Raw genomic sequence first — 20405 nt, forward strand, 5'->3', positions numbered from 1 at the left:
GAACACGATCGCGGCCAGCACCTCGCGGTCACCGTGCCGGCGCCGGCCACCGCCCTGCGGTCGCGACGGGGCCTCCGGCACCACCCGCTGGAACAGCTCCCACAGCTCATCCGGCACCAGCCGCTCAACTATCCCTGCCACGGCCGGCAGCCTACCGAACCAAATGAGATGACCTGTAAGCCGCGCCGAGAGCTTCGACGATCTCGCCTGCGTTGTGCTCCCAAGTGTTCTCGACCTTCAGCTGGAAGTGCCGCTCGGACCAGTCGGCGGAGGCCGTGCGGTGGACCGGGCTCTGCCGTCCCTCGACGTGCCCGGCGTCCTGCGGCCCGGTGGCGCCCCGGAGTTGGAAGTCGGCGCCGGTCCGGTCGATGTACGCCACCAGGCAGAGCGGGTCCTGCCCGGCCAGTTCCAGCAGCGGCGTCAGGCGTGGCAGCGGCGCCCAGCAGACGATCGGGCTCTGCGGCGGCCGGGAGAGGCGGCAGCCGAGCACCACGTCGCCTCCGGCGGCGAAGACGACCCGGCCCGCGGGGTCCTCCCGGGGCGTGATCGCCGTCAGGGCCTCGCGCACTGCCTGGACGGTCGCCGTGTCCGCGCCCTCTTCCTCCAGCGTCCGGCAGACGTCCCGTACGGCCAGCTCACGCCGTTTGGCGCCCGACTCGTCGTTCTGCCCCGGGCCGAAGTAGACGGTGGCCCACGGACCGTGCCGGTCGAGAAGTGGTTCAAGGAATGACAGCTGCACGGTTCCTCCTCATACGTACCGGGTCCCGGCCGAGTGCCCAGAGGACGCCGGAGGACACGGGACCGCGGGCCGGCAGGCCGCCCGGGTGCGGGACGGAACCACCGGCCGCCCGGTGTGGGACGGGACCGTCAGCCGCCCGGGTGTGCGACGGGACCGCCGGCCGCCCGCGTGCGGCCGGCGACCGCGCCGTCGCCGTGTTCACCGTCCGCGGGCGGCACGGCTCCGGCTACTCGTTCTGGAAGACCGCCTTCTGCACGTCGTTGGGGCCGTCGAACGCGTCCTCGGGTGCGTCGGCGATCTTCTGGACGAGGGTGTCGTCCGCGCCGTTGTCCTTGGCGAGCGCGATGAGGTCGTCGCGGCGGGCCGGGTAGTCGGCACCCTTGAGCGCCTTCTGCAGGTCGATCGGACTGATACTCGCCATGGCGGTCTCCTTGCTCTCGTGATGACGTGCTCGGCCGGATCCGTCGTGCCGGGTCACCGGCACGTACATCGTGACCAAGCACCCCACACCGCGCACGTCGACGCAGCGGACGAGGGTGTCGCCAGCGGCCGGGCAGCAAGGTGCACCCTGCGTGTCCGGGCCGGGCGTGGGCACTCAAAGGTCATGGAGATGCCGACCTCGCCCCTGATCGACCGTTCCCTGCCGGCTCTCGTCCAGGGCTACGCCTGGCTGCCCGGCCTGCTGCGCGACCGCCCCGACGGCGTGGCGCGCACCCGGGTGATGGGCAAGCCCGCGCTCGTCGTGCGCGGGCCGGAAGCGGTGCGTTTCTTCTACGACGAGCACCACGTGTGCCGCGGCGGCGCCCTGCCCGAGCCCGTGCTCAGTACCCTGTTCGGCCACGACGCCGTCCACACCCTCGACGGTGGCGCCCACCGCGCCCGCAAGGAGTTCTTCCTTCCGCTGCTGCACCCCGACCGGATCGCCGGCCTCGTCGAGCAGGTGACCGCCGCGTGGGACGAGGCGGTACGGGAGTGGAGCGGCGCCGAGCAGGTCGTCCTGTTCGACGCGGCCGCCCTGGTGCTCACCCGCGGGGTGTGCCGCTGGGCGGGCGTGCCGCTCGACGGAGGCAGCGCGGAGGAGGAGCAGCTCGCCCGTGACCTGATCGCCATGGTCGACGGCTTCGCCACCGCAGGGCCACGGCACTGGCGTGCGCGGCGCGCCCGGAGCCGTCAGGAGCAGCGCTTCGCCCGGCTGGTCGAGGACGTGCGCTCCGGCAGGACCGCCGCCCCCGACGGATCGGTGCTCGCCGCTGTGTGCGAGCACCGCGAGGGCGGCGAGCTGCTGCACCCGCACACGGCCGCCGTCGAGCTGCTGAACGTCGTCCGTCCCACCGTCGCGGTCAGCTGGTTCGTCGCCTACTCGGCGCACGCGCTGCATCTTCAGCCGAACCAGCGCGAGCGGCTTCGCCGCGGTGACACGGCCTACACGGCCGCGTTCGTGCACGAGGTGCGCCGCTTCTACCCGTTCGCGCCGTTCCTCGGCGGCCTCGCCGTCCGCGACCTGTCCTGGCGGGGCCTGTCGGTGCCGGCCGGCGGGATGGTGCTGCTCGACGTCTTCGGCCAGAACCACGACGAGAAGCTGTGGGGCGACCCGTACGTCTTCCGCCCGGAGCGGTTCCTGGAGCACGCGGTCGAGCGGGACGAGCTGATCCCGCAGGGCGGTGGTGAGCCGCGCACCGGTCACCGCTGCCCCGGGGAGGGCCTGACCATCGGGCTGCTCGAAGCCCTCGCGCTCCGCCTGGCCGCTCTCGACTGCGCCGTCCCCGACCAGGACCTCAGGATCTCCCTGCGGCGCATCCCGGCGCGGGTGCGCAGCGGCTTCGTCGTACGGGACGTGCGGGTGCCGAGCGCGCGCACGCTCACGACCGTGTGAACCCACCCCCCTGTCCGCCCCACCCTGCCCCGCCCCGCCCCGGCCGCCGGGCGGGGCGGACCTCCTCGACAGCCGGGCGCTACGGCGACGCAGGCGCCCCCCGCCTCAATCCCGCTGCTCGGAAGCGTCGGCCCCCGGCTCCCCGGTGCCCGGTTCCGCCAACCGCCGGTGGGCCGCCGCCTTGACCGCGTCGGGCAGCACCTTCCCGGCCAGGCCCTGCGCCTTGGTCTTCAACGACCCGGTCACGGCCTTTGTCTCGCCCTTCACGATCGCCTCGTACGCCTGCTCGGCCACCTGCGCGGGATCGTCCTTCTTCATCGTGCCCATGCGGGTGTCGTCCGCCATGCCCGCCCGGCGGAAGAAGTCCGTGTCCGTGGGGCCCGGCATGAAGGCGGTGACCGTCACGCCGGTGTCCTTCACCTCCTCCGCCAGGGCCTCGGCGAAGGACTGCACGAACGCCTTGGAGGCGTTGTACACCGGCTGGAAGGAACCGGGCATCGTCGAGGCGACGGACGAGGTGAAGGCCAGCCGGCCCGCGCCGCGCGTCACCATGGCCCGCAGCAGCGTCTTGGCCAGCCGTACGGTCGCGGTGACATTGAGGTCGATGACCTCCTGGTCGTCGGCGAGGTCGGTGTCCACGAAGGCACCGCCCCGGCCCACCCCCGCGTTGAGGACGGCGGCGTCGAGCGTCAGGCCGTCGAGCGCGTCCAGCAGCCGGAACCGTCCCTCGGCGGCGCGGAGGTCGGCCCGCACCGCGCGGACCTCCGCTCCCGTCTCCCGCAGGTTCTGGGCGGCGGACTCCAGCCGTTCGTCCTCGGCGTTCACCACGAGGTCGTAGCCGTGCAGCGCGAACTGCCGGGCCAGTTCATAGCCGATTCCGCTGGACGCACCGGTGATCAAGGCGAGTGGCCGTGTGTCAGTCATGGCGAACGGGTAACCGCCGCGCCCTGTGCCACGCCTCGGCGAGGCGCTCAGGGCGTGAGGACTTCCTGGTCCGGGTCGCGCCATTCGGCGAGCAGGACGGTGGCGTCGTCCTCGACGTGCCCGTCGTGGTGGCCGAGTACGGCGTGCATCAGCCGCCGCAGCGTCTCGTGGACGGTGAGACAGTCGGCGTGGTGGCGCACGAGGTACTCGGCGAAGCGCTCCAGGCCGAACTGCCGGCGCTGCGCGTCGCGGGCCTCGACGACGCCGTCCGTGTAGAGGACGAGCCGGTCACCGGGTTGCAGCTGCTCCTGGCAGACGGTCACGGGCAGTTTCAGGCCGACGCCCATGGGTCCGGCCGGCGGACACACCAGCTCGTGGGACCAGCGTCCTGCCCGTACGAGCACCGGCAGGGGATGGCCCCGGTTGATCCAGGTGAGCCGGCCGCTCTTCATGTCCAGGTCGGCGAGGATGCCGGTGACGTAGCGGGTGGTGCCGAACTGCTCGATGAGGGTGTCCTCCACCGCCTGGGAGACGGCGACGAGGCCGGCGCCCTGGCGACGGGCGTTGCGGCAGGCGGCGACCGCCATGTTCGCGGTCAGGCCCGCCCGGGCGTCGTGTCCCATCGCGTCGAACACGGACAGGTGCAGCACGCCGTCGGCCACCGCGTAGTCGAAGGCGTCCCCGCCGACGTCGTAGGCGGGCTCCGACAGCGCGGCGACGGTGGTGGCGCGGCCGGCGAACGCCGAGGGCGGCGTCAGGTGCCACTGCATCTCGGCGCTGACGCTCATCGGGGCCGTCCGCACCAGCCGGGCGTAGGAGTCGCTGAAGGCCCGCTTGCTCAGCACGAGCAGAGCGACCATCGACGCCACCTCGCGCAGCGCGTCCCGGGTCGTCCCGTCGTCCCCCTCGGTGTCCGCCCGCAGCACGCCGAGGCGTTCCACGCCGTCGGTGATGGGCAGCCACCACCGGCAGCGCTGCCGCCCGCCGGCGCGGTCCGGCTCGGCCACCAGGTCGACCCGCTGGAACGCGAGTCCCGCCAGGGTGGAGTCGACGGCCAGTTCCGCGCCGCCCGCGCCGGCGTCCAGGCCGCCGCCGGTGACCTCCCGCAGCACCTTGCCCTGGAGGTCGGCGAGGAAGAACGACACCTCGTGCAGGCCCACCGCTTCCAGGCGGTCGGCCACCATCCGCGGCAGCTCCTCCAGCGTCCCCACATGGCTGGCCATCATGAGGTCGGTCAGTGCGCGCCCCACCTCTGCCGGACCACTCACCTGTCAGGTCTCCCCTCGGCTCCACGTCCCGGCGGCCGCCGGCCGGACGGCAGACCTACCGTCTGCCCAGCGCGGCAGACCTACCGTCTACCCAGCACGACGCGCCTTGCGCACGCCACCGCGCGGCCAGTGGTCGCCCGCGGTCACCCGCCGCCGGAGCGCCGCTGCCAACCGGTTCCGGGATGAGCGGCGGCTTTCCGCCTGGCTCGCACCGGTACGGGTACTCGTGTCGTGATCGCGCACCGGAAGAAGCGACGTGCGGAGGTGTCGGCGATGCGGACCAGGCCCTTGCGGATACTCGGAGCGGTGACCTTCGTCTACGGGATCGCGACGGCGTACCGTCCGGGATTGCTCGCCCGTCCCACGGGGCTGGTGGACGCGCACGGCGACGTCGCCCGGCACACGGCGACGGTGCTGCGCCCGCTGGCCTGGCGTGATGCCGCCACCGGTCTGGCGATGGTCCTCGCTCCGCAGGGCCCGGCGCTCGTCACGGCCTCCGCCGTGCGCCTCGCCTCGGACGTCGGTGACGCCGTCCTCTTCGGCGCCGCGCTCCCCGGCCGGCTGCGCCGGGCCGGGGCGGTCGTCAGCGCTCTGGGCTGGGCCGCTCTGACGGCGGCGAGCCTTGTCGCCGCGCCCGAGGAGCCGGTGCGGCCGGGCGACTGAGCGGCCGTCGCGCCGGCCGGGTGCCGGACGGTTCCGCGGCGGGCGACTGAGCGGCTGCCGCACCGGCCGCGCGGCGGACAGCCCCGCGGCGCTCGCTCCCGCGCCGCCTGCCGGATCCGGCAGGCGGCCTGCCGGGACGCATGACCGGCCTCGTGCCCTCACTCCGGTCCTGAAGCGACACCTCACTCCGGTCCTGAAGTGAAACCACCCTCCGGTCCTGAAGCGAAACCACTCCGTCCAGCGAAACCACTCCGTGCAGGAGCGAAACCACTCCGTTCAGCGGTGCCTCCGTGGTGACGTCCCGCATTCGTGGCCCGCCGAACGAGTGAACCCGCGTGTGCCCCGGCCCGCCCGGAAAGCCCGGGACACGGTGCCGGAGCCGCTTTCCGGTGCGCGGGAGGGCCCGCGTTGAGTGGCAGGGTGCCGTCCGGCTGGCGAGACTGAAATCGGCGGTTCGCGATCGAAGTGGATCCAGCCGGGCATTGGCGATCCACATGTCTTCAGGAGATGGAATGGTGGAGCAGTCCTCCGAGGTCCCCATATCCGGGCCGGACGAACCCGCCGTCACCATGAGCGAGACCGGTCCGGACCGAGGGGAGACCGAAAGGAAACTCGCGGCGGCACTGGCCGAACTCGTGGAGGCCGACCATGTTCCGGCCGACAGCCACTTCTTCACCGATCTGGGTGCCAATTCCCTGGTCATGGCGCAGTTCTGCGCCCGGCTGAGGAAAATCCCGGAGCTGCCTTCGCCCTCCATACGGGACATCTACCGGCATCCCACGATCCGGGGTCTCGCGGCGGCGCTCGCGCCGGTCGGGCCCGTCACCAGCGGTCCGGACGGGCCGCCCGCGGAGCCGGTGGCCGTCGCGACGGCCGCGGTGCCCCGGGCCGGCGCGTCGGCGCACCGGCTGTGCGGAGCTTTCCAGCTGCTGGCCTTCCTGGTCTACTCGCTGGTCTCCGGGTATGTCACGGCCGGCGGATACGAGTGGATCTCCCGGGGTTCCGGACTCGGCGACGTCTATCTGCGTTCCCTGCTGTTCGGCGGCATAGGATTCCTCGCGCTGTGCGCCTTCCCGGTCCTCGCGAAATGGGTGCTCATCGGCCGCTGGAAAGAACGCGAGTTCCCCGTCTGGGGAATGACGTACCTGCGTTTCTGGCTCGTCAAGGTGCTGCTGCACGCGAATCCGATGGTGTTTCTCGCCGGCACTCCGCTGTATGTGCTGTATCTGCGGGCCCTCGGCGCCCGGATCGGAAAGGGCGTCACGATCCTTTCCCGGTCGGTGCCGGTCTGCACCGACCTGCTGACGATCGGCGCCGGGACGGTGATCCGCAAGGATTCCTTCTTCCTGGGCTACCGCGCCCACGCGGGCCGTATCCAGACCGGCCGCGTCTCGCTCGGCCGGGACGCGTTCGTCGGCGAGAAGACCGTCCTGGACATCGACACCGCGCTGGGCGACGGCGCCCAGCTGGGCCACTCCTCCGCGCTGCACCGCGGCCAGAGCGTCCCGGACGGCGAGCGCTGGCACGGCTCCCCGGCGGAGCCCGGCGGCGTCGACTACGTACGGGTCCCGCCGGCCGGGTGCGGCACGCTGCGCCGGGCCTGGTTCGGCACGCTCACGCTGCTGCAACTGCTCTTCCTGTACATACCGCTCGCCGTCGGCGGGCTGTACATGCTCTTCACCGAGGTGCCGGCGATCGGCAAGCGGCTCGATCCGCAGACGGCCGCGCTGACCCGGGCCGAGCTGGTCCCCGACGCGCTGGCCGTCTCGCTCACCGTGTTCTGCGGGTTCCTCGTCCTGGGGCTGCTCGCCCTGTACACGGTCCCGCGGCTGCTGAGCCGGATGGTCAGGCCCGGCCGGGTCTATCCGCTCTACGGCTTCCACTACACGCTGCACCGCGCGACGGCCCGGATGACCAACGTGAAGTTCTTCGCCTGGCTGTTCGGCGACAGCTCGTACATCGTGCACTACCTGCGCGGACTCGGCTACGACCTGTCGCAGGTCGAGCAGACCGGCTCCAACTTCGGCACCGAGGTGCAGCACGAGACGCCGTTCCTGGTCACCGTCGGCAGCGGCACGATGGTGGCCGACGGGCTGTCGGTGGTGAACGCCGAGTACTCGGCCACGTCCTTCCGGCTGTCCCCGGTGACGATCGGGCCGCGCAACTTCCTCGGCAACAACATCGCCTACCCGGCGGGCGGCCGCACCGGGGACAACTGCCTGCTGGCGACGAAGGTGATGGTGCCGCTGGACGGCGAGGTGCGCCAGGGCGTGGGGCTGCTCGGCTCGCCGTGCTTCGAGATCCCCCGCTCGGTGGACCGCGACGCCCGGTTCGACCATCTGCGCACGGGCGAGGAACTGCGCCGCCACCTGGGCGCGAAGAACCGCTACAACCTGCTGTCGATGACGTGGATGCTGTTCGTGCGCTGGCTGCACGTGTTCCTGCTGACGCTGTTCGCGCTCGTCTCCGTGGACCTGTACGGCGTGCTCGGCCATGTGGTGATCGCCGGCTATCTCGCGCTGACGCTGCTGTTCTCCACCGCGTACTACGTCCTGGTGGAGCGCTTCATGACCTCCTTCCGCCCGCTGCGGCCCCAGTTGTGCTCCATCTACGACCGCACGTTCTGGCTGCACGAGCGCCTGTGGAAGGTGCCGGTGCAGTACCTGAACCTCTTCAACGGGACCCCGTTCAAGAGCCTGGTGTGGCGGCTGCTGGGCGTGCGGATGGGCCGCCGGGTGTTCGACGACGGCTGCTTCGTCACCGAACGGACCCTGGCCGCCGTCGGCGACGAGACCACCCTCAACGCCGGCAGCAAGATCCAGTGCCACTCGCAGGAGGACGGCACCTTCAAGTCCGACGGCATCACGCTCGGTGCCCGCTGCACGCTGGGCGTCGGCGCCCATGTGCACTACGGCGTGACCATGGGCGACGGCTCCGAGCTGGCGCCCGACTCCTTCCTCATGAAGGGCGAGGAAGTCCCGGCGGGCGCGCGGTGGGGCGGCAACCCGGCCGTGGACATGCCGGAGACCGGCGGCCGGGCCGCCGGCGCGGGCCGCGCCCCGCACACGACCGACGCCGCTGCGGCTGTCACCAGGTGAGGAAGGCCATCCGATGGGAACGCGCGTGGAAACCGACCGGGAGTTCTGGAGCCGTGTGCTGACCGCGGGCGGCGCGACCACCGTGCCGCGCTGGGCGCGGGAGCCGGTGCCGGGCACGCTGGAGCAGGAGGTGCGGGTCCCGGACGACGTGACCACCGCGGTACGCGCCGTGGTGCGCCGGTCGGGACTGCCGCTGAGCGCGCTGCTGCTGGCGGTGCACGCCAAGGTGCTGGCCGCGCTCTGCGGCGAGCAGGAGGTGGTGACGGGCTACACCGCCGGTGTGCGCGGCGAGCCGCTGCCGTGCCGGCTGACCGTGCCGCCGGGCTCCTGGCGGGCGCTGGTGTCGGCCGCCGAGCGCGCCGAGGCGGCGGTGCTGGCCCACCGGGAGTTCCCGGTGGCCGGGCTGCGCCGGGAGCTGGGCCTGACCGAGCCGCCGTACGAGGTGGTGTTCGGACCGCTGGGCGCCGAGGAGGCGTACGGCGACGACGGTGTGCTCCAGGTGCGCTGGTCCGACCGGGGCGGGCGGCTGGTGCTGCGCCTGCGGTACCGCACGGACGTGCTGGACGCCGACGCGGCGGAGCGGATCGGCGGCTACCACCTGCGGGCGCTGGCGCTGCTGGCGGCCGGTCCGGATGCCGGGCACGCCCAGCAGAGCCTGCTGTCGGCCGCGGAGGTGCGCGAGCAGTTGGAGGGGCTGGCCGGGGCGGAGCGGCCGCTGCCGGACGTGCGCGCCCACGAGCTGTTCGAGCGGCGGGTACGGGAGCGTCCGGACGCGGTGGCCGCGGTGCACGGCAGCCGCGCGTGGACGTACGCGGAGCTGAACGCGCGCGCCAACCGGCTGGCGCGGGCGCTGCTGGCGCGCGGGCTGGGCCGGGAGGACGTGGTCGCCGTCGTCGCCGAACGCGGTCTCGACTGGCTGGCGGCGACGCTGGCGGTGTTCAAGGCGGGCGGTGTCTACCTGCCGGTCGAACCGCACTTCCCGGCCGGCCGGATCGCGGCCATGCTGACGCGGGCGGACTGCCGGCTGGTGCTCACCGAGTCGGACACCACCGGGAGCCTGGACGAGGCGCTGGCCGGTGTGCCGGGAGCACGGAAGCTGCCGGTGGAGACGGCGTACGCGGAGCCGCACGCGGACACCGACCCCGGGGTGCCGGTCGACGCCGGCCAGGTGGCCTACATCTACTTCACCTCCGGCTCCACCGGCGAGCCGAAGGGCGCGATGTGCGAGCACGCGGGTCTGCTCAACCACCTGTACGCCAAGATCGGCGACCTGGGCATCGGCGAGGACACGGTGGTGGCGCAGACGGCGCCGCAGTGCTTCGACATCTCGCTGTGGCAACTGCTGTCCGCGCTGCTGACCGGCGGGCGGACGCTGCTGGTGGGCCAGGACGTGATCGTGGACGTGGAGCGGTTCGTGGACACGCTGGTGCGCGGCCGGGTCGCCGTGGCCCAGGTGGTGCCCTCCTATCTGGAGGTCGTGGTCGCGTACCTGGAGCAGCATCCCCGCGCGCTGCCGGACCTGCGGTGCGTGTCGGTGACCGGTGAGGCGCTGAAGCGGGAGCTGGCGCAGCGCTGGTTCGCGCTCCAGCCGGACATCGGGCTGCTCAACGCCTACGGGCTGACCGAGACCTCCGACGACACCAACCACGAGCTGCTGACCGGCGTGCCCGAGCGGGTGCTGCTGGGCCGGGCGGTGCCCAACGTGCGCGTGTACGTCGTGGACGAGCAGTTGTCGCTGGTGCCCCTGGGCGCCCCCGGCCTGATCGCGTTCTCCGGTGTCTGTGTGGGCCGCGGGTACGTCAACGATCCGGAGCGGACCCGTGAGTGCTACCGCACGGACCCCTACCGGCCCGGTGAGCGGCTGTACGTGGGCGGCGACCGGGGCCGCTGGCACCCCGGCGGCCGGCTGGAGTTCCTCGGCCGCCGGGACAACCAGGTCAAGATCCGCGGCTTCCGCATCGAGATCGGCGAGATCGAGAACACCCTGCTGCGGGTGGCCGGGGTGCGTGACGGCGCGGTGGTCGTGGCCGAGCTGGGCGGCGGGAACAAGCACCTGATCGCCTTCCACACCGGGCGGCGCGTCGCGCCGGAGACGCTGCGCGAGGCGCTGGCGGCGGCGCTGCCCGGCTACATGGTCCCGTCGGCCTTCCACTGGCGCCAGAGCCTGCCGCTGACCGCCAACGGCAAGACCGACCGCAAGGCGCTCACCGCGTGGGCGCAGCAGGAGGCGCGGGCCGGACAGCCCGTCGCCGCCGGGACGGGCGGCGCGGAGCGGGACGCGCTCGGTCCGGCCGAACGCCGGCTCGCGGCGGCCTGGGCGCAGGTGCTGGGCGTGCCCGAGGAACGGATCGGCCGCACGGACCACTTCTTCGACTGCGGCGGCACCTCGCTGTCGGCCGTCCGGCTGAGCGTGGCGCTGGACCGCGCGGTGTCGCTGAAGGACATCACCCGGCACCCGGTCCTGGCCGATCTGGCCGCCGTGCTCGACGGCGCCGGCCGGCGGCGCCCGGAGCTGCTCCAGACCCTGTCGGACCCGGACGGCGCCGCGGGCTGCGCGCTGGTGTGCTTCCCGTACGCGGGCGGCAACGCGGTCAACTACCGGCCGCTGGCGGACGCGCTGGCCGGCAGCGGTGTGGCGGTGCTCGCGGCGGACCTGCCCGGTCACGACCTGGCGGCCCACCGGGAGCCGTTCGCGTCGATCGCGGACGTGGCCGGACAGGTCACCGAGGAGATCACCGCGCGCGGGCTGGACCAGGTCATGCTGTGGGGCCACTCCTCGGGCGCCGCGCCGGCCCTGGAGACGGCCCGCCGGCTCCAGGAGCGGGGCGTGCGGGTGACGCGGGTCTTCCTCGGCGCGCAACTGCTCGGCACCGCCGACGAGCGCGGCGCCGCCCTCGCCGCGCTGACCGCCGGCGGCGACGCGGAGATCGCGGCGCGGCTGGCCGAGGACAGCGGCTACCCGGAGCTGGCCGAGCTGAACGAGCGGCACGCCGAGCACATCGGCGCCGCCTACCGGCACGACTGCGTGGCCGCACACCGCTATCTGCTGGCGGCCCTGGCCTCCCCGCCGCCGGTGCGGCTGTCCGCGCCGGTGACGGTGGTGGTCGCCGCCGACGACCCGCACACCGCCGGCTACGCCGAACGCCACCGGGACTGGCTGCTGCTGGCCGAGCGGGTCGAGCTGCACGAACTGGCCGACGGCGGCCACTACTTCCCACGCACCCGCCCGGCCGGCGCGGCGCGGGCCGTGCTGAGCGCGGCCGTGCCCTTGGCCTCCACCTGAAAGGCCCGTGCCACCACCCGACGGGCGACCGGAAAGGAAACCGAGATGCCGTCCTCATCCCTGGCAGCACCGCTCGACGTGGAGCTGCGGCCGGACAGACCAGCGATGCTGCGCGTCGCTTCGCCAGGCGACGCCGCGAGCTGGGCGGCCGAGCACCGGGAGGCGGTGCGTGCCCAGGTCACCGAGCACGGGGCGCTGCTGGTGCGCGGCCTCGGCCTGGCCCGGACGGAGCAGGCCGGCGCCGTCTTCACCACCCTGGCGGGCCCGCTCATGCCGGAGACGGAGGCGTTCGCCCCGCGCGAGGCGCACGGCGGGGGGCTGTACTCCGCCACGCCCTGGCCGGCCAACCAGCCGATGTGCATGCACCACGAGCTGAGCTACCGGCTGGAGGTGCCCGGCCTGATGCTGTTCGCGTGCCTGACCCCGCCCGAGGAGGGCGGGGCGACGGCGGTCGCCGACGCCGAGGAGGTCCTGCGGGCCCTGCCCGCCGGCCTGACGGAGCGCTTCGAGCGGGAGGGCTGGCTGCTGACCCGCAGCTACAACGACGAGATCGGGGCGTCCCTGGCCGAGTCGTTCGGCACCGACGACCGCGCCGCGGTCGAGCGCTACTGCCGCGCCCACGCCATCGACTTCGCCTGGCAGACCGACGGCTCGCTGCGCACCGAACAGCGCCGCCGCGCGGTCGTGCGGCACCCGCTCACCGGCCGGCGCTGCTGGTTCAACCAGATCGCCTTCCTGAACGAGTGGACGCTCGCCCCGGAGATCCGCGAGTACCTGGTGGACGAGTACGGCCCGGACGGCCTGCCGTTCAACACCCGCTACGGCGACGGCAGCCCGATCGGCGAGGACGTCGTCGAGCTGCTGAACGGCACCTACGAGGAGCACACCCGGCGCGAGCCCTGGCAGGCCGGTGACCTGCTGCTGGTGGACAACATCCGCACCGCGCACAGCCGGGAGCCCTTCGCCGGCGAACGGCTGGTGGTGGTCGGCATGGCCGAGCCCGCCCGCCCGGCCGACGGCTCCCCCGCCCAGGAGGTGAGCGGACGATGACCGATCTGCTGCCCCGGACCGGCCGGGCGGACCGGTCCGGCCCGCCCGCCGCGCCGTCCTTCGCGGTGATCTCCGGCGAACAGGTGACGAAGGCGCTGGAAGGGGCCGAGAAACAGCTCGTGGAGCTGGTGGAGGAGACGTACCGGCTGCACGGCGCCGGGGACTCGGTGAACCCGCCGTCGTACTTCCTGCGTTTCCCCGACCGTCCCACGGCCCGGATCATCGCGCTGCCGGCGTCCATCGGCGGGTCCCTCCGGGTGGACGGCCTGAAGTGGATCTCCAGTTTCCCGGAGAACGTGGCCACCGGGCTGCCCCGGGCCTCCGCGGTGCTCATCCTCAACGACCACGACACGGGCTATCCGTTCGCCTGCCTGGAGAGTTCCGTGATCAGCGCGACCCGGACCGCCGCGTCCGCCGCGCTGGCCGCGGACCGGCTCAGCCGCGGGCGGCCCCGGCCCACCCGGGTCGGGTTCTGCGGCACGGGCCTGATCGCCCGGTACATCCACACCTTCCTGGCCCGCACCGGCTGGACCTTCGAGGCGATCGGCGTGCACGACGTGTCCGCCGCCAGCACCGGGGGTTTCTGCGGCTACCTGCGGCAGAGCGGGGCCACCGAACCGGTCACCGTCCACGACAGCGCGGAGGCGCTGATCCGCTCCAGCGACCTGGTGGTCTTCGCCACCGTCGCCGGCCGGCCGCACGTCGGCGACCCGGACTGGTTCGGCCACAACCCGCTGGTGCTGCACGTGTCGCTGCGCGACCTCGCCCCGGAGGTCCTGCTCGCCTCGGCCAACTTCGTGGACGACGTCGAGCACTGCCTGAAGGCGGACACCTCCCCGCACCTGGCCGAACAGCTCACCGGCAACCGCGACTTCCTCGACGGCACCCTCGACGACGTGCTCCAGGGCCGCATCGCGCCGCCCCGGGACCGGCCGGTGGTCTTCTCGCCGTTCGGTCTGGGCGTGCTGGACCTGGCCGTCGGCAGTTACGTCTACGACCGGGTGGCCCGGGCCGGACAGCTCCGCGTCATCGACGACTTCTTCCACGACCTGCGCCGGTACGGCTGAGGCAGATGCCCTCAGCCCTGGCACCAGGAGGCCCGCCGTGCCCGTGATCACCGCTCCCCACGCCTTCAACGAAGGAAGCCTCTTCGTCGATCTGGAGTCGATATTCGGATACCGCCTCTACCTCAAGTGCGAGGGCTTCAACTTCGCCGGCTCCATCAAGCTGAAGGCCGCGAACGAGATGGTGGAGAGCGCCGAGCGGGACGGAACCCTGACGCCGGATTCCATCCTCGTGGAGTCCTCCTCCGGGAACCTGGGCGTCGCGCTCAGCATGATCGCCGCGAGCAAGGGCCACCGGTTCCTGTGCGTCACCGACCCCCGGTGCAACCTGTCGACCAAGCTGCTGATGGAGGCCCTGGGCGGCCATGTGCACGTGGTGACCGACCAGGACTCCAACGGCGGTTTCCTCGGCACCCGGCTGGAGTACGTCCGCTCGCTGTGCGCGTCGGACGACCGGTACGTGTGGCTCAGCCAGTACACCAACGCCGGGAACTGGCGGGCGCACTACCGCACCACCGCGCCGGAGATCGCCGCTCAGTTCCCGCAGCTCGACGTGCTGTTCGTCGGGACCGGCACCGCCGGCACCCTGATGGGCTGCGCCCGCTACTTCCGCGAGTGGCACCGGCCGGTGCGGATCGTCGCCGTGGACAGCATGGGCTCGGTGGCCTTCGGCGGCAAACCCGGCCGCCGGATGATCCCCGGCCTGGGCATGAGCATGCGCCCGCCGCTGCTCGACGAGTCGTACGTCGACGAGGTGATCCAGGTGGAGGAGGCGGACACCATCCGCACCTGTCACCGCCTGGCCCGGCGCGGCTACCTCTTCGGCGGCTCCACGGGGACGGTGGTCAGCGCGGCGACCGACTGGCTGGCCCGGCAGGACGCGCGCGGGCTGACCGCGGTGGCCATCGCCCCCGACCTCGGCGAGCGCTACCTGGACACCGTGTACCAGACCAACTGGCTCCAGGACCTCTACGGCGACCGGCTGCTCGACGCGGCCGGGCCGGCCGCCACCGTCTGGGACGAGGAGCCGGCCCCGCGGACCCGGCAGGCGCGCCGCCGCCGGACGTAGCGCTCAGGTCTCGGCGAGCGCGGTGGTCCGCGACCGCCAGGGGATCCAGAACGCGGTCGCCGTGACGACCAGGGCGCAGGCCGCCACGGTGGCCATGCCCAGGGTCAGGTTCGCCGCGCTCGCCACGAAACCGATCAGGGCGGGACCGCCCAGCAGGCCGGTGGTGCCCATCGCGGCGACCAGGGCGAGCGCGTCCGAGCCGCGTCCGGCCGCCGCCACGTACACGCACGGGGTGACGGCGGCCGCCCCGAGGCCGACGCAGGCGAAGCCGAGCAGCGTGGGCACCACTCCCCCGGCGAGCAGCGCGAGGGCCAGTCCGGCGGCGGCCACCGCGCTGCCGGTGCGCACCACGCGTCCGTCGCCCCAGCGGGTGCGCCAGCGGTCCGCGCACACCCGGGCCAGCAGCATCATCACGGAGACGACCGCGATGCCGAGCGGGGCGACGCTCGCCGGCGCCTTGACGACGTCCTTCATGTACAGCGTCGACCAGTCGTTCATCGCGCCCTCGGTGACCGTGCCGAAGACCATGGCGCAGCCCATCAGCAGGGTCGTGCCGGAGGGCAGGCCGCGCCGGGCGCGCCGCTTCGGCCCGGCCGCGGCGGCGGAGTCCGGCTGCGGCCTAGGGGCCGGCAGCAGGCCCGGACGGGCGCCGCCGAGCAGGAGCAGCAGCAGGGCCCCGGCGACCGCGAAGTGGACCGCGACGGAAGCGGTCAGCGCGGTGACGCCGGAGGCCAGCAGGGCGGCGGCGAGCAGACCGGCGCTGAAGGTGGCGTGCAACTGGGACATGGCGGTCCGGTCGTACGTCTTCTCCAGGGCGGCGCCCTGCGCGTTCATGGCGACGTTGAGGCAGCCGACCGCGACACCGTCGGCGCACACCGCGAGCAGCGCCAGCGGGTAGTCGGGCACGACGGACAGGGCGGCCAGTACGGCGACCAGGGCCGCGGCGGAGACCAGGGACAGCAGCCGCGAGCCGAGCCGCCGCATCAGCACGGCGACCAGCGGGAAGGAGGCCGCCGCGCCGGCACCGCAGGCCATCAGCAGCAGCCCCACCTCGCCGGCGCCCAGGTCCAGCCGGGTCTTCAGCGCGGGCAGCCGGGCGATCCAGGTGCCGTACTGGAAGCCGAGGAAGCAGAACAGCGCCGCGATCGACCACTTGGCGCGCGGGAAGGACGGTGCGGGCATCACACGGCCTCCCGGGCCTGCCGGGGGCGGGGCACGGCGGGCACCCGGGCGGACATGTAGACGGCGTCGGGGCCGTAGTCGGGCGGGACCGGGGTCGCGGGGTGGGCGTGGTAGCCGTTGGCCCACCAGAACGGCTCCTTGCCGGCGACGGCGACCAGCGAGATGGTGGCGAAGCCGCGGACGCCGGCGGTCTCGGTCAGCCGGCGCACCAGCCGGGTGCCGAGCCCGCGGCGCCGCAGCGGCGCGCTGACGACCAGGTCGTGCAGGTGGAGGTTGGCGCAGTCGTGGTCGGCCGGGTCCGGGCGGGTCAGGTCGGGGCAGCGGAACCGGGGGTAGGGCAGGGCGAGGACGTAGCCGGCGAGCCGGCCGTCGAGGTCGAGGACGAGACAGGTGCCGGCCGGGCCGCGGGCCCGGGAGCGCAGCAGCTCCTCGCCCTCGGCGAGGGAGAGGTCCGCGTACGCCTCGCTCTCCAGCGCGGCCAGCCGCGGCCAGTCGGCCTCGGTGACGGCCCGGATGGGGTCGCTCATGTCAGTGGGGTCCTTCCGGGCCGGGTACGCACACGCACGGCAGCGGGCTGATGCCGTTGAAGCCCTGGGTCGTGTAACTGGTGGCGTAGGCGCCGGCGGACAGGATCCAGACCGGGTCGCCGGAGGCCAGGGACCGGGGCACGCGCACCGGGTGCCGGCCGCCGCCGTAGGCGTCGTCGCTGTCGCAGGTGGGGCCCGCGACGATGGCCGGGACGTACTCCTCGGTCTCCCGTCCGGGGAAGACCATCGGGTGGGTGACCTGGTCCATCTCGTACAGTCCGTTGAACTTGCCCGCGCTCAGGTACAGCCACCGGGCGAGGCTGCCGTCCGGCCGGGTGCGCTCGGTCAGCCGCAGCACGTGCGCCCGGACCGCGCCGTGGTCGGCGACCAGGTGCCGTCCCGGTTCCAGTACGAAGCCGAGCGGGGCGGCGGCCAGGCCGGCCAGGCGTTCCATGCCCTCGCGGAGCACGGTGAGGATCTTGTCCAGCGGCGGTTCGAGCGGGTCGCCGCGCCGGTCGAGGTAGCCGAGCGCGGGCAGCCCGCCGCCGAGGTTGACGTGGTCCGGTGCGATCCCGAGCCCGGCCAGCGTCTCCAGCACCCCGGCGAGCGAGTCCAGGGCCTGCTGCCAGGCCTCGGTGGTCATCTGCTGGGAGCCGACGTGCAGGGACAGCCCGGCCGGGACGAGACCGGCCGCGCGGGCCGTCGTCAGGATGCGCACGGCGTCGTCCGGGGAGCAGCCGAACTTGCGGTCCAGGCCCCACAGGGCGCCCTGGCCGCTGGTGGCCAGCCGGCAGAACACGCGGGCGCCGGGGGCGTGTACGGCGATCGCGGTGACGTCCTCGACGCTGTCGGTGGCGAAGTCGCGGATGCCCAGGCGGTGGGCCTCGGCGATGTCCTGGTCGGACTTGGCGGTGTTGCCGTAGTGGACGCGGTCGGGCCGGGCGCCGGCCCGCAGGGCCTGGGAGATCTCGGCGGGGCTCGCCGCGTCGAAGCCGGCGCCGCGGGCGGCGAGGCAGCGCAGGACGTCGTCGACCGGGCAGGCCTTGACGGCGAAGCGGAGGGTGGCGCCGGGGAGTTCGCGCAGGAGGGTGTCGTACTGCCGCTCGATGCCGGTGAGGTCGTACAGGACGCGGTCGGTGTCGGCGGCGGCGAGGGCCGCGGCGAGGGCGCCGGGCCGCCGGGGGGCGCTCATCGCCGGGCCGCCTCGACGAGGGCGGGCCAGGCCTGCGTCAGGGTGGCGAAGGCGTCGATGTCCCGCTCCGCCCGGTCCAGCAGCTCCTGGCGCTGCGCCGCGAGCCGGTCGGCGAACGCCGTGTAGCGGCCGCCCAGTTTGCGGTAGGCCGTGTCCACCCGGTCCAGGCGCCAGACGTTCTCGTCGCGGGGCAGTGCGGTGCTCTCGCGCAGGAGTTCCACGATCCGCTCGGGGCGGACCCGCTGCCCGCCGTCCAGCAGGCCGGCGCCCTCGGCCGCCATCCGGTCGTAGACGTGGTGGAAGTAGAGCATCGACAGCAGGAACTTCACGAAGCGGCGCTGGTAGGCCGGGAAGCCGGTGTCGGTGCGGCGTTCGGGCGTGTGGAAGTTCTCGATGTGGCGGTTGTGCAGGATGCCGGGCAGGCCCGCGTCGTGGACGAGGTGGAGGAGGAAGTAGTCGCTGCCGATGGTGTCGGTGGCGGGCGGGAGCGGGACCCGTTCGTAGACCGCCCGGTCGAAGGCGACGTTGCACATGTCGACCCGCATCGGGTCGACCAGGGTGAGGGTGGCGTGGTCGCCGGTGAACGGGGCGGTGCCCGCGCCGGTGAAGGACTCCTCCACCAGCTCCCGTTTGCGGTCCTCGGGCCAGTCGCCGGGCGCCCAGAGGCTGACGACGTCCTGGTAGACGGTCTCGTCCAGCCGGCGTATCTCGCTTATGTCGACGGAGAGTTCGCCGATGAAGGAGGCGCCGGCCAGGGAGACGGGGCGGTGGGCCAGGGCCGGGTCGAGGTCGGTGCGGGTGCCGGCGGCCGTGGCGTCGGCGGCGGGCCGGCCGAGCCAGGGCAGCTCGTGGTGGATCGGGAACACCGGCTGCCCGGCGCGGAGTTGGTAGGTGCTGTCGGAGTCCCTGCGGTGCACCGAGTCGCAGCCGAGGGCGGCGGCCAGCAGGAAGGCGCGGTTGGTGCAGGCGCCGTAGGAGACGGCGGACGGCAGCATGAGGCGCAGGAGCCGGTCCGGTCCGGGCAGGCCCGCCTCGCGGATGACACGGCCGAGCAGGTCCCGCTGGGCCTCCTCGTCGAGGTGGTGGACCCGCACGCCGGGCTCCGCGGGCAGGGCGGCGACCGTGCGGGCGTGCGCGGCCCGGTCGCCGGGGCCGGCGGAGTCGAGGACGAGCAGCTCGACCTCGGCGCCGAAGGTCCGTACGGCGTAGGCGGCTTCGGCGTGCAGGGCGGTGATGGCGGCCGGGCAGGCCCGGTTGGTGGGCAGGGTGAGGCAGACGCGGTTCACCGGTCCCCTTCCCCTTCCGCGGCGGCCCAGGAGTCCAGGCCGAGCAGCTTGCGGCCCAGGGCGTTCAGTTCGGCGGGGCCGTAGCGCCGGGCTTCCGGTTCCCGGGCGTCGCCGAGCAGGGTGGCGTTCCAGTCGGGGGTGGCGAGGGTGCGCCAGGAGTGCACGCGCGAGTCGCGCAGCGCGGCGTGCTCCTCCAGCGCGGGCATCATCGACAGGTACTGGACGGCCCGGACAGCGTTGTCGGAGCGGTTGGGCGCCACACCGTGGGCGAGCAGCCCGTTGAAGATCAGCAGGTCACCGGCCTGGAGGTCGGGGCGGACCACCGGGAACTCGGCGCGGTCGGCGGCGGGCCGGACGGGGTCGCGGCCGGACGGCTGGGCGAGGCGCCACTCCTCGAAGCGGCGGAAGAGCTCGGGCGCGCACTGGAAGCCGCCGAGTTCGGGGCGGGTGTCGGTGAGCGCGATGATGCCCTGGACGCGCTGCGGCAGCACGGCGAGGGTGCTGTCGACGTCCCAGTGCAGCTCGATGTCGAAGCCCTCGTCGGTGGGTTCGATCAGGGAGCGGGAACGGGTGCGGACGTTGGGCGGGTTGAGGTTGAGCCGGTCCAGGGTGACCCACAGCTCCGGGCTGTCCCAGACGTCCACGAAGGCGTCGTAGACCCGTCGGCTCTGCCGGCTGTCCCACAGGAGCTGGTGGTGGTAGGCCTCGACGAAGCCGTAGATGTACAGGTGCCGGTCGAGTTCGGAGCGGAACTCCGGCTCCTCGTACCAGGTGTCGGGGCGGTCCGGGTCGAGTCCCTGGAACCGCCAGGCGAAGTCGAGGAGTTGTTTGGCCTCGCCGGGGGTGATGGCCTCGCGTACGACGACGTAGCCGTAGGTCTGCCAGAAGGCGAAGTCCTCCTCGGACAGCACGCGCAGCGGCTCGGTCTTGACGAGGTCGCGCAGCGGGGTCGGGGCGAGGTAGGTCTCGGCGTCGGCGCTGAAGTAGGGGCGGCCGGTCGCCGCGCGGTGGAGGTAGGGGGCGGGGTGGTGCATGTGTTCACTCCGGTGTGGTCGGTACGGCGACACCTTGGAAGGACGTGAGACATGTGCCGGTGGCATGCGTCGGAGCGCGCCGAAGGAGCCACCGGGTTCCCGGTACGCAGGAGAAAAGGGGCCGCCCGCGCAAAGGGGCGGGCGGCCGGGCGG

General features: G+C 73.4%; 15 protein-coding genes and 2 pseudogenes. 7 read left to right on the plus strand and 10 right to left on the minus strand.

Going from position 1 to position 20405, the window contains the following annotated elements:
- From ACH4OA_RS17225 to ACH4OA_RS17235, 3 genes and pseudogenes are all read right to left on the minus strand, one after another.
- A pseudogene (locus ACH4OA_RS17225) lies at positions 1 to 141 on the minus strand (IS5/IS1182 family transposase); the annotation flags it as partial.
- Between the two features lie 10 nt (positions 142 to 151).
- The gene (locus ACH4OA_RS17230) at positions 152 to 739 is read right to left on the minus strand and encodes a Vms1/Ankzf1 family peptidyl-tRNA hydrolase (protein WP_397969599.1); all 588 of its coding nucleotides are present in this window, start codon (positions 737 to 739) and stop codon (positions 152 to 154) included.
- Between the two features lie 226 nt (positions 740 to 965).
- The gene (locus ACH4OA_RS17235; protein ID WP_365883872.1) at positions 966 to 1160 is read right to left on the minus strand and encodes a DUF2795 domain-containing protein; all 195 of its coding nucleotides are present in this window, start codon (positions 1158 to 1160) and stop codon (positions 966 to 968) included.
- 189 nt (positions 1161 to 1349) lie between these two features.
- On the opposite strand from ACH4OA_RS17235, the gene ACH4OA_RS17240 reads away from it, so the two are divergent.
- A complete protein-coding gene (locus ACH4OA_RS17240) occupies positions 1350 to 2612 on the plus strand; it encodes a cytochrome P450 (RefSeq protein ID WP_397939256.1) in 1263 nt (420 codons plus the stop codon).
- Between the two features lie 105 nt (positions 2613 to 2717).
- Here ACH4OA_RS17240 and ACH4OA_RS17245 read toward each other — a convergent pair whose 3' ends face one another.
- A complete protein-coding gene (locus tag ACH4OA_RS17245; protein ID WP_397969600.1) occupies positions 2718 to 3536 on the minus strand; it encodes an SDR family NAD(P)-dependent oxidoreductase in 819 nt (272 codons plus the stop codon).
- A 47-nt stretch (positions 3537 to 3583) separates the two neighbouring features.
- A complete protein-coding gene (locus tag ACH4OA_RS17250; protein ID WP_365881933.1) occupies positions 3584 to 4804 on the minus strand; it encodes a PP2C family protein-serine/threonine phosphatase in 1221 nt (406 codons plus the stop codon).
- A gap of 273 nt (positions 4805 to 5077) precedes the next feature.
- Between ACH4OA_RS17250 and ACH4OA_RS17255 the strand changes: the two genes are divergently transcribed.
- The 6 genes from ACH4OA_RS17255 to sbnA all read left to right on the plus strand — a co-directional run bounded on the left by ACH4OA_RS17255 (position 5078) and on the right by sbnA (position 15031).
- A complete protein-coding gene (locus ACH4OA_RS17255) occupies positions 5078 to 5467 on the plus strand; it encodes a hypothetical protein (protein WP_397939251.1) in 390 nt (129 codons plus the stop codon).
- Positions 5468 to 5979: 512 nt separating this feature from the next.
- On the plus strand, positions 5980 to 8565 hold the full coding sequence (locus ACH4OA_RS17260) for a Pls/PosA family non-ribosomal peptide synthetase (protein ID WP_397969602.1): 2586 nt from the start codon (positions 5980 to 5982) through the stop codon (positions 8563 to 8565).
- A gap of 13 nt (positions 8566 to 8578) precedes the next feature.
- Complete coding sequence (locus ACH4OA_RS17265) at positions 8579 to 11848, plus strand: amino acid adenylation domain-containing protein (RefSeq protein WP_397969604.1); 3270 nt, start codon at positions 8579 to 8581, stop codon at positions 11846 to 11848.
- A 45-nt stretch (positions 11849 to 11893) separates the two neighbouring features.
- The gene (locus ACH4OA_RS17270; protein WP_397969606.1) at positions 11894 to 12898 is read left to right on the plus strand and encodes a TauD/TfdA family dioxygenase; all 1005 of its coding nucleotides are present in this window, start codon (positions 11894 to 11896) and stop codon (positions 12896 to 12898) included.
- Positions 12895 to 13965, plus strand: coding sequence for a 2,3-diaminopropionate biosynthesis protein SbnB (sbnB, locus tag ACH4OA_RS17275; RefSeq protein WP_397939246.1), 1071 nt, complete (start codon positions 12895 to 12897; stop codon positions 13963 to 13965). Before ACH4OA_RS17270 ends, sbnB begins: the two co-directional genes overlap by 4 nt.
- A 37-nt stretch (positions 13966 to 14002) precedes the next feature.
- Positions 14003 to 15031: a 2,3-diaminopropionate biosynthesis protein SbnA gene (sbnA, locus tag ACH4OA_RS17280; protein ID WP_397969607.1), complete on the plus strand. Its 1029-nt coding sequence runs from the start codon at positions 14003 to 14005 to the stop codon at positions 15029 to 15031.
- Positions 15032 to 15034: 3 nt separating this feature from the next.
- Here the strand turns inward: sbnA and ACH4OA_RS17285 are convergent, their stop codons facing one another.
- The 5 genes and pseudogenes from ACH4OA_RS17285 to ACH4OA_RS17305 form a co-directional block, all read right to left on the minus strand.
- Positions 15035 to 16339, minus strand: a complete 1305-nt coding sequence (locus ACH4OA_RS17285; protein ID WP_397969609.1) for an MFS transporter — start codon at positions 16337 to 16339, stop codon at positions 15035 to 15037.
- Positions 16234 to 16740: pseudogene (locus ACH4OA_RS17290) on the minus strand (GNAT family N-acetyltransferase); the annotation flags it as partial. The pseudogene ACH4OA_RS17290 and the gene ACH4OA_RS17285, both read right to left, overlap by 106 nt.
- Position 16741: 1 nt before the next feature.
- Positions 16742 to 17932: a type III PLP-dependent enzyme gene (locus ACH4OA_RS17295; protein WP_397969610.1), complete on the minus strand. Its 1191-nt coding sequence runs from the start codon at positions 17930 to 17932 to the stop codon at positions 16742 to 16744.
- Entirely contained in the window at positions 17929 to 19218 is a 1290-nt protein-coding gene (locus tag ACH4OA_RS17300; protein ID WP_397969611.1) for a DUF6271 family protein, read from the minus strand. The genes ACH4OA_RS17295 and ACH4OA_RS17300 overlap by 4 nt, the downstream gene beginning before the upstream one ends.
- A complete protein-coding gene (locus ACH4OA_RS17305; RefSeq protein WP_397939238.1) occupies positions 19215 to 20252 on the minus strand; it encodes a phytanoyl-CoA dioxygenase family protein in 1038 nt (345 codons plus the stop codon). Before ACH4OA_RS17305 ends, ACH4OA_RS17300 begins: the two co-directional genes overlap by 4 nt.
- Between the last annotated feature and the right edge of the window lie 153 nt (positions 20253 to 20405).

Source organism: Streptomyces sp. NPDC017095 (assembly GCF_044332325.1).
In the GTDB taxonomy this organism is placed as follows: Bacteria; Actinomycetota; Actinomycetes; order Streptomycetales; family Streptomycetaceae; genus Streptomyces.